Origin of the sequence: Paracoccus limosus, from assembly GCF_009711185.1 — a bacterium.
GTDB lineage: Bacteria > Pseudomonadota > Alphaproteobacteria > Rhodobacterales > Rhodobacteraceae > Paracoccus > Paracoccus limosus.
In genome coordinates, this window is sequence record NZ_WMIF01000010.1 from 99,191 (window position 1) to 112,490 (window position 13,300).

Consider the following 13,300-nt stretch of genomic DNA (forward strand, 5'->3'; position numbering starts at 1 on the left):
CGGAGGGAAGAAGATATGGCTAAGAAATCCATGGTCGAGCGCGAGAAGAAGCGCGAGCGTCTGGTTGCGAAATACGCCACCAAACGAGCCTCTCTGAAAGAGGTGATCAACGATCAGTCCCGTCCGATGGAAGAGCGCTTCAAGGCCTCGCTGAAGCTGGCTGAACTGCCGCGCAACTCGTCGGAAACGCGTCTGCACAACCGGTGCCAACTGACCGGTCGTCCGCATGCGTATTACCGCAAACTCAAACTGTCGCGGATCATGCTGCGCGAGCTCGGCTCGTTCGGCCAGATCCCTGGCATGGTCAAATCGAGCTGGTAAGGGGGCAATATGTCGATGAACGATCCTCTCGGCGATATGCTGACCCGCATCCGCAATGCTCAGATGCGCGGCAAATCGACCGTTCGCACGCCTGCCTCCAAGCTGCGCGCTTGGGTTCTGGACGTGCTGAAAGCCGAAGGTTACATCCGCGGCTATGAAGAAACCACGACCGAAGCCGGTCACAAGGAACTGGAAATCAGCCTGAAGTACTACGAAGGCACTCCGGTCATCCGCGAACTGGCTCGTGTTTCGAAACCGGGCCGCCGCGTTTACGCCGGCGCCAAGGAAATCCCGCAGGTCCGCAACGGCCTCGGCGTTTCCATCGTCTCGACGCCGAAAGGTGTCATGTCGGACGCAGCAGCACGCAATGCCAACGTTGGCGGCGAAGTGCTCTGCACCGTGTTCTAAGGAGGGCAGAGATGTCTCGGATTGGTAAAAAACCGGTCGCTCTCCCGAAAGGCGTGACCGCAGAGATCAAAGGTCAGACGATCGAAGTGAAAGGCCCGAAAGGCGCCCGCAGCTTCACCGCGACCGATGACGTGACCCTGTCGCTGGAAGACGGCGCCGTGACGGTGACCCCGCGCGGCCTGTCCAAGCGCGCTCGCCAGCAGTGGGGCATGACCCGCTCGATGGTCGAGAACCTGGCCATCGGCGTCAGCACCGGCTTCAAGAAAGAGCTCGAGATCCAGGGCGTGGGTTACCGCGCCACGATGCAGGGCAAAGTTCTGAAGCTGGCTCTGGGCTATTCGCACGACGTGAACTTCGAAACGCCGGAAGGCGTGACCATCACCTCGCCGAAGCAGACCGAAATCGTGATCGAAGGCATCGACCAGCAGCTGGTCGGCCAGGTCGCGGCAAACATCCGCGAGTGGCGCCAGCCCGAGCCCTACAAAGGCAAAGGCATCCGCTACAAGGGTGAGGTCGTCTTCCGCAAGGAAGGCAAGAAGAAGTAAGGGGCGCGTAAATGGCACTGAACAAACGAGAGCTGTTCCTGAAGCGCCGCCTGCGCGTGCGGAACAAACTGCGGAAAATCTCGGACGGTCGTCCGCGTCTTTCCGTTCACCGTTCTTCCAAGAACATCAGCGTCCAGCTGATCGACGACGTGAAGGGGGTCACTCTGGCCGCCGCCTCGACGCTCGAAAAGGATCTGGGCGTTGTGGGCAAGAACAACGTCGAAGCCGCCGCCAAGATCGGCGCGGCGATTGCCGAGCGGGCCAAGCAAGCCGGTGTGGAAGAAGTCATCTTCGACCGCGGTGGTTTCCTGTTCCACGGCAAGATCAAGGCACTGGCAGACGCAGCCCGCGAAGGCGGTCTGAAGTTCTGATCCTGCGGGCGGCGTTCCAGCCGCCCCGATGATCCGGGGGCGCTCCTTCGTGGGCGCCCACCTGGATTGAATGAACCGGCGCTTGTCGCCAACCTGATAAGGAATGCCTCATGGCAGAACGTGAAAACCGTCGGGGTCGCCGCGAAGAGCGCGAAGAAACCCCGGAATTCGCCGATCGTCTCGTCGCGATCAACCGTGTGTCGAAAACCGTCAAGGGTGGTAAGCGCTTCGGCTTCGCCGCTCTGGTCGTTGTCGGCGATCAGCGTGGCCGCGTCGGCTTCGGCAAGGGCAAGGCCAAAGAGGTCCCCGAGGCGATCCGCAAAGCCACCGAGCAAGCGAAACGTTCGCTGGTTCGCGTGCCGCTGCGTGATGGCCGCACCCTGCACCACGACATCGAAGGTCGTCATGGCGCCGGCAAGGTGATCATGCGGACCGCCGTTCCGGGGACCGGCATCATCGCCGGTGGTCCGATGCGCGCCGTGTTCGAGATGCTGGGCGTTCAGGACGTTGTTGCGAAATCGCAAGGTTCGCAGAACCCCTACAACATGATCCGCGCCACTCTGGACGGTCTCAAGAAAGAGGCCTCGCCCCGCAACGTCGCTCAGCGTCGTGGCAAGAAAGTGGCCGACATCCTGCCCTCGAACGACAAGCCGGCTGACGCCGCTGTCGAAGCGTAAGGAGAGGCAACAATGGCTAAAACCATCGTCGTCAAGCAGATCGGCTCGCCGATCCGTCGTCCGGCCGTGCAGCGCGAAACGCTGAAAGGCCTGGGCCTGAACAAGATGAATCGCACCCGCGAGCTGGAAGATACCCCGGCCGTGCGCGGCATGGTCGCCAAGATCCCGCATCTGGCCACCATCATCGAAGAGCGCGGCTGATTTCAGCCCCTCGATCCTGGCGAACGCCCCGGAGCAATCCGGGGCGTTTTGCGTTTCGGGCCGGGCAGGCGCGGTCCCGTCGAACGTCCAGCCATCCGGCATTAACCTTCTGCTAACCGATTGGCGCTAACCTGCCCGGGTGCGCATCGAAAGGAGCAGGGGATGCCCAGGCCAATCCGTCATCTTGTCGCCGTGCTGGCCGTGTTGCTGCCCCTAGTCCTTACTGGCATGGCGCTGGCCGGCCCTTGGCCGCGCGAAGAGGGCGGGGTGTTCCTGTCGGTCTCGACCGAGCAGGACCGCGACGACAGCCGCTATGACAGCATCTACACCGAATACGGGCTGAGCCCGCGCAATACGCTGGGGCTGGAACTGGGCCATACCAAGGGCGAAAGCAGCGCGCTGATCTGGTGGCAGCGGGCGCTGGACGATGGGTCCGGCCCGAATCGCTGGTCGATCTCGCTGGGCCTTGGCGCGATCCAGCGCGACGGGCGCACCCATCCCATGGGGCAGATCGGCACCGCATGGGGCAGGGGCTTCGACAGCCTGCCGCTGCTGCAACTGGTGCCCGGCGGCGGCTGGCTGGCGCTGGACACCCGCTTCAAGATGGCCGCGGTCACGCAGGAATTCGACTTCGGGCCCAATGTCATCGCCGACGAAACCACCTACCTGACCCCGGAAAGCACCAGCAAGGCCGAGGCGACGCTGGGCTGGCATGTCTCTGACCGGCTGATGCTGATCAACCAGTTCCGCTTCGAGGATCGCGAGGACACCGGCTTTTCCAGCAAGCTTGCGGTTTCGGCGGTGCAGGATCTGGTCGGCCCGGCCAAGGTCGAACTGGGCCTGATCGAGCCGCTGTCCGGCCCCGGTGAACGCGCCGTCAAGCTGGGGGCGTGGTTCGGGTTCTGACCCCGAATGGCCACGGGGCAGGGCGCGCGAAAGCAAGATGCGCGAAAGCCGATGACCAAGGCGTGATAAGGCATTAGTCTGGGCGTCAGCAGCTGCGGGTGCGCCGCAGGCTTGTTGTTTGCGCCCATGGAGTTTGTTGCATTGCTTGGAAACATCCAGATCCTGCGCTTTGTCGCGGCCAGCATGGTGGTGCTGTTCCACGTCGCCCTGACCGCAAGTAACGAAGGGATCTCTCCGGGCCTGATTCAGGGTTTCGGGATCTGGGGCGAAAGCGGTGTCGACATCTTCTTTGTCATCTCGGGGCTGGTGATGATGCTGTCGCAATCGCGCAAGCACCGCACGGCCGCGGCCTTTCTGACCGAGCGCGCCATTCGCATCCTGCCGATGTATTGGGCGCTGACGCTGCTCTTGGCCGGGGTGCTGCTGGTGATGCCACAGCTGTTCAACAGCGACAGCTTTACCCTGCGCAAGACGCTTGCGTCGCTTTTCATGGTGAACTGGCTGGCCGGAGACGGGATGCCCGTTCTGTATCTCGGCTGGACGCTGGAATATGAATGGATCTTCTACGTCGCGTTTTCGCTGGGCTTTGCCGTCCTGCCGCTGCGGCTGGCGTGGATCCCGGTGCTGGCGATCCTGCTACTGCTGAACGTCGCCGGTTTCATCGGGCTTTTCGCGATCGAATTTGTCTATGGCATGCTGATCGGGCTGCTTTTCCTGCGCGGCAACTGGCGTCTGCCGCTGCCTTGGCTGTTCGTCCTGCTGGGCTTTGCTGCCATGGCGGCACATGCCTATCTGCCGCTGCAGGCGGTGCCGCGCCATATCGGCTATGGCATTCCGGCGGCGATGATCGTAGCCGGGCTGATCGGGCTGCCGCAGGCACGCGGCCGGCTGGCGCTACTGGCCGGCGCTGCTTCTTATTCGATCTATCTGGTGCAGGTCTTTGCCATTCCGGTTGCCTTTCGTATCGTCAAGAAGCTGCCGGCCCTGCCCGATGGCGTGGCGGCGCTTCTGGTGGTCGCGGCCAGCTTGCTGGCCGGGGTGCTGGCCTATCTGCTTGTCGAAAAGCCGCTGACCGGCCTTGCACTTCGCATCTGGGGCCCGCGCCACGATTCTGGCCCGGTGCTGACCGGCGCGCCGCCGCAGCGCTGACAGGGCAGGGCTGGCCGACAGCATCCTTGACCTGCGCCCACCCCGTCGCTAAAAGCCGCCGGTGCCCCTGCGGGCATCCGACTCAACAAGCAAGAAATGCCGTGTCCGCCCCCTTGCGCTTCATGGGGCGATTCCGGCTTATGGAGAAGCGATATGAAACTGCATGAAATTCGCGACAACGAAGGCGCCTCGCGCAAGAAAAAACGTGTTGCTCGTGGTCCCGGCTCGGGCAAGGGTAAAACCGCTGGCCGTGGTATCAAGGGTCAGACCTCGCGTTCGGGCGTCGCGCTGAACGGTTACGAAGGCGGCCAAATGCCGCTCTATCGCCGCCTGCCGAAGCGCGGCTTCAGCAAGCCGAATCGTCTGGACTTCGCCGTGGTCAACCTGGGCCAGCTGCAAGCCTTCATCGACGCGGGCAAGCTGGACGCGAAAGCCGACGTGACCGAGGACGTGCTGGTTGCTTCGGGCGTCATCCGCCGCAAGCTGGACGGCGTGCGCGTGCTGGCCAAGGGCGAGCTGACCGCCGCGCTGAACCTGACCGTTGCCGGCGCGTCGCAAGCTGCCGTCGAGGCCATCGAGAAGGTCGGCGGCAAGATCACCGTCACCCGCGTGGCGAAAGAAGAAGCAGCGGCTGAATAAGCTGTTGAAGGGCGCGCCCGCGCCCAATAGATAGCTTGCAAGTTTTCCTAGGCGCCGCGGGATCGGAAAACGATCCGGCGGCGCTGCCACGAAGGGGCATGTCATGGCGTCAGCCGCAGAACAGATGGCCGCGAACCTCTCCTGGGGCGCGTTCGGCAAGGCGAGCGAGCTTCGCCAGAGGATCTGGTTCACCCTCGGACTTCTCATCATCTATCGCCTCGGCACCTATATCCCGGTGCCCGGCATCGACGGCGCCGCGCTGCGCAACTTCATGGACAACGCGCAAGCGGGCATCGGCGGCATCCTGTCGATGTTCACCGGCGGCGCGCTGGGGCGCATGGGTGTCTTTGCGCTTGGCATCATGCCCTATATCTCGGCCTCGATCATCGTGCAGCTTCTGGCCTCGATGGTGCCTTCGCTGGAACAGCTGAAGAAAGAGGGCGAGCAGGGCCGCAAAAAGATCAACCAATACACCCGCTATGCCACCGTGGCGCTGGCGCTGTTCCAGGCCTGGGGCCTTGCCGTCAGCCTTGAGCACGGCAACCTCGCGCATGAGCCGGGCATGTTCTTCCGCATCTCGGTGGTCATCACGCTGGTCGGCGGCACCATGTTCCTGATGTGGCTGGGCGAACAGATCACCGCGCGCGGCATCGGCAACGGCATCTCGCTGATCATCTTCGTCGGCATCGTGGCCGAGATCCCGGGCCATCTGGCGCAGTTTCTGGCGCAGGGCCGCACCGGCGCGATCTCGACCCCGGTGGTTCTGGGCGTGATTCTGATGGTCGCCGCCGTGATCGCCTTTGTGGTGTTCATGGAACGCGCGCTGCGCAAGATCCACATCCAGTATCCCCGCCGTCAGGTCGGCATGAAGATCTATGACGGCCAGTCCTCGCACCTGCCGATCAAGGTCAACCCGGCCGGCGTCATCCCGGCGATCTTCTCGTCCTCGCTGCTGCTGCTGCCGGTGACGATCTCGACCTTCTCGGGCAACCAGACCGGCCCGGTCATGTCGACGATTCTGGCCTATTTCGGCCCCGGACAGCCGCTGTATCTGGTGTTCTTCTGCGCGATGATCGTGTTCTTCGCCTATTTCTACACCTTCAACGTCAGCTTCAAACCCGATGACGTCGCCGAGAACCTCAAGAACCAGGGCGGCTTCATCCCCGGCATCCGGCCGGGCAAGCGGACCGAGGATTACCTGACCTATGTCGTCAGCCGCGTGCTGGTCATCGGTTCGGCCTATCTGGCGGCCGTCTGCCTGCTGCCCGAGGTGATCCGTCACCAGCTGGCGATCCCGTTCTACTTTGGTGGGACTTCCGTTCTGATCGTGGTCAGCGTTGTGATGGATACGATCAATCAGGTGCAAAGCCACTTGCTTGCGCATCAATACGAAGGTTTGATCGAAAAGTCGCAGCTGCGTGGCAAGCGCAAGGCCGGGGCCGCCAAGCCCCGCAAGGCACCCGCGCGGCGCTGAGAGGGAACGCCCGGCAAGGGCAAGTGAGGGACGACAATGACGGTCAACATCATTCTGCTGGGGCCTCCGGGCGCCGGCAAAGGCACCCAGGCGCGCCGGCTGATCGAAGAGCGCGGGCTCGTGCAGCTTTCGACCGGCGACATGCTGCGCGAAGCGCGCAGCTCGGGCACCGACATGGGCAAGCGCGTGGCCGAGGTCATGGACCGGGGCGAGCTGGTCACCGATGAGATCGTCATTGGCCTGATCCGCGAGCGGATCGAGCAGGGCGGCAAGGGCTTCATCTTTGATGGCTTCCCGCGCACCCTGCCGCAAGCCGACGCGCTTGAGGCGCTGATGGCCGAAGAAGGCCAGCGCGTCGATGCCGTGATCGAGATGCGCGTCGATGACGCCGCCCTCGTCAGCCGCATCTCGGGCCGTTTCACCTGCGGCAATTGCGGCGAGGTCTATCACGACGTCACCAAGCCGACCAAGGTGGCGGGCACCTGCGATGTCTGCGGCTCGACCGATCTGCGCCGCCGCGCCGATGACAATGCCGACAGCCTCAAGACCCGGTTGATGGAATATTACAAGAAGACCTCGCCGCTGATCGGCTATTACTGGTGCAAGGGCAACCTGCACTCGGTCGATGGTCTGGCCGAGATCGACACCGTCGGCGCCGAGATGGCCGCCGTGCTGGACCAATTGCCCTCCAAGGCTTGACCTCGGCTGGCGAATCCCTTAATCCGCAGCATCTCGCATGAGAATCATCCTTTCGGGGATGGCCGTCGAAGGCCCGAAGGCGACGCTTTCGGGTCTTTGGTTGTGAAAAAAGGTTCCGGTGCTACGGAACCGCAACTTTGAAAAGGAAGAACGCGTGGCTCGTATTGCTGGCGTCAACATTCCGACCGGGAAACGCGTCCCGATCGCACTGACCTATATCCACGGGATCGGCCCGAAATTCGCCGACGAGATCGTCACCGCCGTCGGCATCGAGCCGACCCGCCGCGTGAACGAGCTGTCGGATGCCGAAGTTCTGAAGATCCGCGAATACATCGACGCCAACTACACCGTCGAAGGCGACCTGCGTCGCGAAACTCAGATGAACATCAAACGCATGATGGACCTGGGCTCGTATCGCGGCCTGCGCCACCGTCGCGGCCTGCCGGTTCGCGGCCAGCGCACCCACACCAATGCCCGCACCCGCAAGGGCCCGGCGAAGCCCATCGCCGGCAAGAAGAAGTAAGGGGGAACGGACATGGCACGCGATAAAACCCGTATCAAGCGCAAAGAGCGCAAAAACATCGCCACCGGCGTGGCGCATGTGAACAGCTCGTTCAACAACACCAAGATCCTGATCTCGGACGTGCAAGGCAACGCTATTTCGTGGTCGTCGGCTGGCACCATGGGCTTCAAGGGCTCGCGCAAATCGACCCCTTACGCCGCCCAGATGGCCGCTGAAGATGCCGGCAAGAAAGCTCAGGAACATGGCGTCCGTTCGCTGGAAGTCGAAGTTCAAGGCCCCGGCTCGGGCCGCGAATCGGCTCTGCGCGCGCTGGCTGCTGTCGGCTTCAACATCACGGCCATCCGTGACGTGACCCCGATCGCGCACAACGGCTGCCGCCCGCCGAAACGCCGTCGCGTCTGATCGGCTTTGATCTTGTCGCGTTCCGTGCAGGCTGGTCTTGCGCGGGCGCGATTTTTCGCATTTCACCTCGGGCGTTTCCGGCCACCGGTCATGGGCTGGAAACAGGTATGGAGGAAAACGCATGATCCACAAGAACTGGGCCGAACTGATCAAGCCCACCCAGCTGGAAATCAAGCCGGGTGCCGATTCCTCGCGCGTCGCGACCGTGGTTGCGGAACCGCTGGAGCGTGGCTTTGGCCTGACGCTGGGCAACGCCCTGCGCCGCGTGCTCTTGTCCTCGCTGCAAGGCGCGGCCATCACCTCGGTGCAGATCGACCACGTCCTGCACGAATTCTCGTCCGTCCCCGGCGTGCGCGAGGACGTGACCGACATCGTCCTGAACCTCAAGGGCGTGACGCTGAAAATGGAAGTCGACGCGCCCAAGCGCCTGACGCTCTCGGCCAAGGGCCCGGGCGAGGTCAAGGCCGGCGACATTCAGGAAACGGCCGGGATCACCATCCTGAACCGCGACCACATCATCTGCCATCTCGACGACGGCGCCGAGCTGCACATGGAACTGACCGTTGCCAACGGCAAGGGCTATGTCGCCGCCGACAAGAACCGTCCCGAGGATGCGCCCATCGGCCTGATCCCGATCGACGCGATCTTCTCGCCGGTCAAGCGCGTCAGCTACGAAGTGCAGCCGACCCGCGAAGGTCAGGTGCTGGACTATGACAAGCTGACGATGAAGGTCGAAACCGACGGTTCGCTGACCCCGGAAGACGCCGTGGCCTATGCCGCGCGCATCATCCAGGACCAGCTCTCGGTCTTCGTCAACTTCGACGAGCCCGAAGCCGCGACCCGCTCGGATGCCGAGGACGGTCTGGAATTCGATCCGCGCCTGCTCAAGAAAGTGGACGAGCTGGAGCTGTCGGTGCGTTCGGCCAACTGCCTCAAGAACGACAATATCGTCTATATCGGCGACCTGATCCAGAAAACCGAAGCCGAGATGCTGCGCACCCCGAACTTCGGCCGCAAGTCGCTGAACGAGATCAAGGAAGTGCTCTCGGGCATGGGCCTGCACCTCGGCATGGATGTCGTGGACTGGCCGCCGGAGAACATCGAAGACCTGGCCAAGCGTTTCGACGACCAGTTCTGATCGAATGCCGGGGGCGGCATACGCCCGGTGTACAGCCTGTGTACGCGCGGTGCATCTGATGCACGCCCCCGGAACGACTGGGCAATCCTGCCCCAAGGAGAGTGGCCCGCCACGCATGGGCCGCCAGACAAAGCAAAAGACGTCATAGGAGATTATCATGCGTCACGCCCGCGGTTACCGCCGTCTGAACCGTACCCACGAACACCGCAAAGCGCTGTTCGCCAACATGGCCGGCTCGCTGATCGAGCACGAGCAGATCAAGACCACGCTGCCGAAAGCCAAGGAACTGCGCCCGATCGTTGAAAAACTGATCACGCTGGCAAAGCGCGGCGACCTGCACGCCCGCCGTCAGGCCGACGCCCAGCTGAAGCAAGACCAGCACGTCGCCAAGCTGTTCGAAGTGCTCGGTGCCCGCTACAAGGACCGTCAGGGCGGCTATGTCCGCATTCTGAAAGCCGGCTTCCGCTATGGCGACATGGCTCCGATGGCGATCATCGAGCTGGTCGATCGTGACCCGAATGCAAAAGGTGCGGCCGATCGCGCCCGCGTTGAGGCCGAATCGGCGGAATAAGTCTGATAACGTTAAACCTTTTTTAGGCTTAGCGCGTTAAACCGAGCCCGTAGTCTTGTAAAAGGCTGCGGGCTTTTTGCAACATGAGCGCGAAATTTAATTTCCGAATCAACCAAGGAGGGATCGGACAGCCTGGCGAGATCGATGGATGCAGGTCACTGGATTTGCCGGGGAAAATCCTCGCGCGATCCGGGAAACCATGCCGGCGACCACAGCGGTCTGTCGCATGGTTGACAGATGCGAAGGCATGAGCGGTGCTGAAAACTCCGCTCGCAAAACCGGTTACGCTTGAATAGACTAGGTGACATGCCATTTTGGCTGTAACCCGTGGAAATCTCAATCTGTCCAAAACGTCATGTCGTCTCGCGCGGAAATCAATGCAGCACTCGCCAAGCTGAAGAAGCTTGCACCGGCCGGCTATTTTGTCGGCCTGCACATCCGTTTTGCTGCACCCTTGATGCAGTTTCGGACCTACAACAAGGAATGGGTCCTGCGCTACGCCGAGCGGGCCTATGCCCTGCGCGATCCCACGATCGCATGGGGGTTTTCGATCACGGGTGCCTGCCGCTGGAGCGTGCTGCCGATTCCAGATCCTTTCTCGATCCTGCAGGATGCCGCCGACCACGGGCTGCATTACGGCTTGGTCGTTGCTCACGGCCCCATCAAGTCTCGGACGATCGCGGCCTTTGCGCACGACAAGAGGGAATTCACGGATGACGAGATCGAGGTGATCTCGGCAATCACACGTCGGCTCCATGACATCACCGAGCCGCCGGAGAGCCTGACCAAGGCTCAACAAGAGGCCCTTCGGTGTATCGCAGAGGGCGATCGTCATGCAGCAGCGGCTGCCAAACTTGGTATAACGGAGAGCGCATTCAAGGCACGTCTCATTTCGGCGCGCGAACGTCTCATGGCGCGTACGACTGCCGAGGCGCTGCAACGGGCTAAGGACTACCGCTTGCTTTAAACGGTCCGCCTGCGTGCGGTTCAACCTGGGGGCCACCACCCACCACAACCCCAGGAGACTACCATGCAGACCACCACCCTTTCGTTCGCCAACCTCCACAACCACGGCGAGCTGTTTGCCAATATCTTCCGCGCGCGGAAGCAAAGCTTCATCATCCAGAAACGCTGGGATCTGCCCCAGACGGATGACATGGAGTTCGACCAATACGACACCCCGATGAGCCGCTGGGTCGCGATCCACGAGCGGGGTCAGGTTCTGGCAGGGGTGCGGCTGACGCCGTCGACCGCGAAATGTGGCATGTATTCCTATATGATCCGTGATGCCCAATTGGACCTGCTTGGCGGCTCGATCCCCCAGAATCTTCTGGACGGTCCGGCCCCGGTCGAGCCCGGCACCTGGGAAGCAAGCCGACTGTTCGTGGATCACACGATCCCGCAGCGTGAGCGTCGCCGGGTGCAGCTGGCGCTGGTCCAGGAAATGAGCAACTCGGCGCGCGCGCTGGGGGCGACGCGGCTGGTCTGCCTCGTGGCCTCGACCTGGCCGCGCTGGCTGAAACCCTGCGGTCTGGACGCGCAGGCGATGGGTCCGGTGATCTGGATCGACGACGGCTATTTCCAATGCGTCTCGATCAACCTCGCGACCAAGATGCACTGATGCACCTTGCGAGGATGCGGCGGGCGGCCGGCCATTGCCGTGCCGCCGCCGCAGTCCGGCAAGCCGCTAGCGATGTGATGACGCCCCCGAGGCTTGTGCAGGCGCTGTCAGGCCCGGAAACGGGCGTCTGTCGCGCGCTGCCGCTGGCGCCGGCGATCTGCGAGCCCGTTCATGGCCACCCGCCCAAGGCGCGACTCGGCGCCGGGCGCGCATCCTGATATCCTCAGCGCCGCGCCCAAGGGATCGCGGGCGTCGGTGCCGTGGCGGCGCTGTCGTGGGGCCTTTCCCCGCCGGGGCTGCCGGCTTAGACTGCGGATCTTATGGCTGATCTCTTCGACCCTGCGCCCACGGGCGCCCCGCTGCCCGACGCGAACCGTCCGCTGGCCGACCGCATCCGGCCGGCCCGGCTGGCCGATGTCGTGGGGCAGGGCAAGGTGCTGGGCCCCGAGGGACCGCTGGGCGCGATGCTCGGTTCGGGCAGCCTGTCTTCGCTGATCCTCTGGGGGCCGCCGGGTGTCGGCAAGACCACCATTGCCCGCCTGCTGGCACAGCAGACCGATCTGGCCTTCGTGCAGATCTCGGCGATCTTTTCCGGCGTGCCCGAACTGCGCAAGGTGTTCGAGGCCGCCCGCCTGCGCCGTCAGCAGGGCCGCGGTACGCTGCTGTTCGTTGACGAGATCCACCGCTTCAACAAGGCGCAGCAGGACAGTTTCCTCCCGCTGATGGAGGATGGCACCATCGTTCTGGTCGGCGCCACCACCGAGAACCCCAGCTTTGAACTGAACGCCGCGCTGTTGTCGCGCGCGCAGGTCATCGTGCTGGAGCGCCTGTCGCTGGCCGATCTGGAGCTCTTGGCGCAGCGCGCCGAGCACGAGGCGGGCCGCGCGCTGCCCCTGACCGGCGAGGCGCGCGAGCGCTTGCTGGAGATGGCCGATGGCGACGGCCGCGCCGCCCTGAACCTGATCGAGCAGGTGATGGCGTGGAAGGTCAAGGACAAGCTGACCACCGACCAGCTGGCGCAGCGCCTGATGCGGCGGGCGGCGAAATACGACAAGTCGGGCGATGAGCATTACAACCTGATCTCGGCCCTGCATAAATCCGTGCGCGGCAGCGATCCCGACGCGGCGCTTTACTGGTTTTCCCGCATGCTGGAGGGCGGCGAGGATCCGCGCTATCTGGCGCGCCGCATCACCCGTATGGCGGTCGAGGATATCGGTCTGGCCGACCCGGCGGCGCAGCGGCATTGCCTGGACGCCTGGGCGCTTTATGAGCGCCTTGGCAGCCCCGAGGGTGAACTCGCGTTGGCGCAGGCGGTGATCTATCTGGCGCTGGCGCCGAAATCCAATGCGGGCTATGCCGCCTACAAGGGCGCGCGGGCGCTGGCACGCCAATCGGGCAGCCAGATGCCGCCGGCGCATATTCTGAACGCGCCGACCGGGCTGATGAAGGATCAGGGCTATGGCGCGGGCTATCAATACGACCACGATGCCGAGGACGCGTTCTCGGGTCAGGATTATTTCCCCGAGGGCATGAAACGCCCCGTGCTTTACCTGCCGGTCGAGCGCGGTTTCGAGCGCGATCTGAAAAAGCGCGTTGAATGGTTCGCCGGGCTGCGCCAGAAGCGGCGCTCAGAGGGCAAGACATGATGAATTTTG

General features: G+C 63.3%; 18 protein-coding genes. All 18 read left to right on the forward strand.

Annotated features, from left to right (window positions below):
• Positions 1 to 15: 15 nt before the first annotated feature.
• The 18 genes from rpsN to GL279_RS09305 all read left to right on the forward strand — a co-directional run bounded on the left by rpsN (position 16) and on the right by GL279_RS09305 (position 13,291).
• Positions 16 to 321: a 30S ribosomal protein S14 gene (gene rpsN, locus GL279_RS09220; RefSeq protein ID WP_155064336.1), complete on the forward strand. Its 306-nt coding sequence runs from the start codon at positions 16 to 18 to the stop codon at positions 319 to 321.
• Between the two features lie 9 nt (positions 322 to 330).
• A complete protein-coding gene (gene rpsH, locus GL279_RS09225; RefSeq protein WP_017999568.1) occupies positions 331 to 729 on the forward strand; it encodes a 30S ribosomal protein S8 in 399 nt (132 codons plus the stop codon).
• Positions 730 to 740: 11 nt separating this feature from the next.
• Positions 741 to 1,274: a 50S ribosomal protein L6 gene (rplF, locus tag GL279_RS09230; RefSeq protein WP_155064337.1), complete on the forward strand. Its 534-nt coding sequence runs from the start codon at positions 741 to 743 to the stop codon at positions 1,272 to 1,274.
• A gap of 11 nt (positions 1,275 to 1,285) precedes the next feature.
• Positions 1,286 to 1,645 carry a 50S ribosomal protein L18 gene (rplR, locus tag GL279_RS09235; RefSeq protein ID WP_155064338.1) on the forward strand — a complete coding sequence of 120 codons (360 nt, stop codon included), beginning with the start codon at positions 1,286 to 1,288 and terminating at the stop codon, positions 1,643 to 1,645.
• A 110-nt stretch (positions 1,646 to 1,755) separates the two neighbouring features.
• A complete protein-coding gene (gene rpsE / locus GL279_RS09240) occupies positions 1,756 to 2,322 on the forward strand; it encodes a 30S ribosomal protein S5 (RefSeq protein WP_155064339.1) in 567 nt (188 codons plus the stop codon).
• Between the two features lie 12 nt (positions 2,323 to 2,334).
• Positions 2,335 to 2,523 (forward strand): 50S ribosomal protein L30, encoded by a 189-nt coding sequence (gene rpmD, locus GL279_RS09245; RefSeq protein WP_155064340.1) that lies wholly within the window; start codon positions 2,335 to 2,337, stop codon positions 2,521 to 2,523.
• 162 nt (positions 2,524 to 2,685) lie between these two features.
• Entirely contained in the window at positions 2,686 to 3,429 is a 744-nt protein-coding gene (locus tag GL279_RS09250) for a hypothetical protein (RefSeq protein ID WP_246175258.1), read from the forward strand.
• A 141-nt stretch (positions 3,430 to 3,570) separates the two neighbouring features.
• Positions 3,571 to 4,578: an acyltransferase family protein gene (locus tag GL279_RS09255; RefSeq protein ID WP_170293944.1), complete on the forward strand. Its 1,008-nt coding sequence runs from the start codon at positions 3,571 to 3,573 to the stop codon at positions 4,576 to 4,578.
• 153 nt (positions 4,579 to 4,731) lie between these two features.
• Positions 4,732 to 5,217 (forward strand): 50S ribosomal protein L15, encoded by a 486-nt coding sequence (gene rplO / locus GL279_RS09260; protein WP_155064342.1) that lies wholly within the window; start codon positions 4,732 to 4,734, stop codon positions 5,215 to 5,217.
• Positions 5,218 to 5,320: 103 nt separating this feature from the next.
• Complete coding sequence (secY, locus tag GL279_RS09265; protein WP_155064343.1) at positions 5,321 to 6,691, forward strand: preprotein translocase subunit SecY; 1,371 nt, start codon at positions 5,321 to 5,323, stop codon at positions 6,689 to 6,691.
• Positions 6,692 to 6,727: 36 nt separating this feature from the next.
• Positions 6,728 to 7,390, forward strand: a complete 663-nt coding sequence (locus tag GL279_RS09270) for an adenylate kinase (RefSeq protein ID WP_155064344.1) — start codon at positions 6,728 to 6,730, stop codon at positions 7,388 to 7,390.
• A 154-nt stretch (positions 7,391 to 7,544) separates the two neighbouring features.
• The gene (gene rpsM, locus GL279_RS09275) at positions 7,545 to 7,913 is read left to right on the forward strand and encodes a 30S ribosomal protein S13 (protein WP_343039761.1); all 369 of its coding nucleotides are present in this window, start codon (positions 7,545 to 7,547) and stop codon (positions 7,911 to 7,913) included.
• A 12-nt stretch (positions 7,914 to 7,925) separates the two neighbouring features.
• Positions 7,926 to 8,315 carry a 30S ribosomal protein S11 gene (rpsK, locus tag GL279_RS09280; protein WP_155064345.1) on the forward strand — a complete coding sequence of 130 codons (390 nt, stop codon included), beginning with the start codon at positions 7,926 to 7,928 and terminating at the stop codon, positions 8,313 to 8,315.
• A 121-nt stretch (positions 8,316 to 8,436) separates the two neighbouring features.
• Positions 8,437 to 9,453 (forward strand): DNA-directed RNA polymerase subunit alpha, encoded by a 1,017-nt coding sequence (locus tag GL279_RS09285; protein ID WP_155064346.1) that lies wholly within the window; start codon positions 8,437 to 8,439, stop codon positions 9,451 to 9,453.
• A gap of 157 nt (positions 9,454 to 9,610) precedes the next feature.
• A complete protein-coding gene (gene rplQ, locus GL279_RS09290; RefSeq protein WP_155064347.1) occupies positions 9,611 to 10,024 on the forward strand; it encodes a 50S ribosomal protein L17 in 414 nt (137 codons plus the stop codon).
• A gap of 355 nt (positions 10,025 to 10,379) precedes the next feature.
• A complete protein-coding gene (locus tag GL279_RS09295; protein WP_155064348.1) occupies positions 10,380 to 10,991 on the forward strand; it encodes an autoinducer binding domain-containing protein in 612 nt (203 codons plus the stop codon).
• Between the two features lie 63 nt (positions 10,992 to 11,054).
• Positions 11,055 to 11,645 (forward strand): acyl-homoserine-lactone synthase, encoded by a 591-nt coding sequence (locus tag GL279_RS09300; protein WP_155064349.1) that lies wholly within the window; start codon positions 11,055 to 11,057, stop codon positions 11,643 to 11,645.
• 320 nt (positions 11,646 to 11,965) lie between these two features.
• Positions 11,966 to 13,291, forward strand: coding sequence for a replication-associated recombination protein A (locus tag GL279_RS09305; protein WP_155064350.1), 1,326 nt, complete (start codon positions 11,966 to 11,968; stop codon positions 13,289 to 13,291).
• The last annotated feature ends 9 nt before the right edge of the window (positions 13,292 to 13,300 follow it).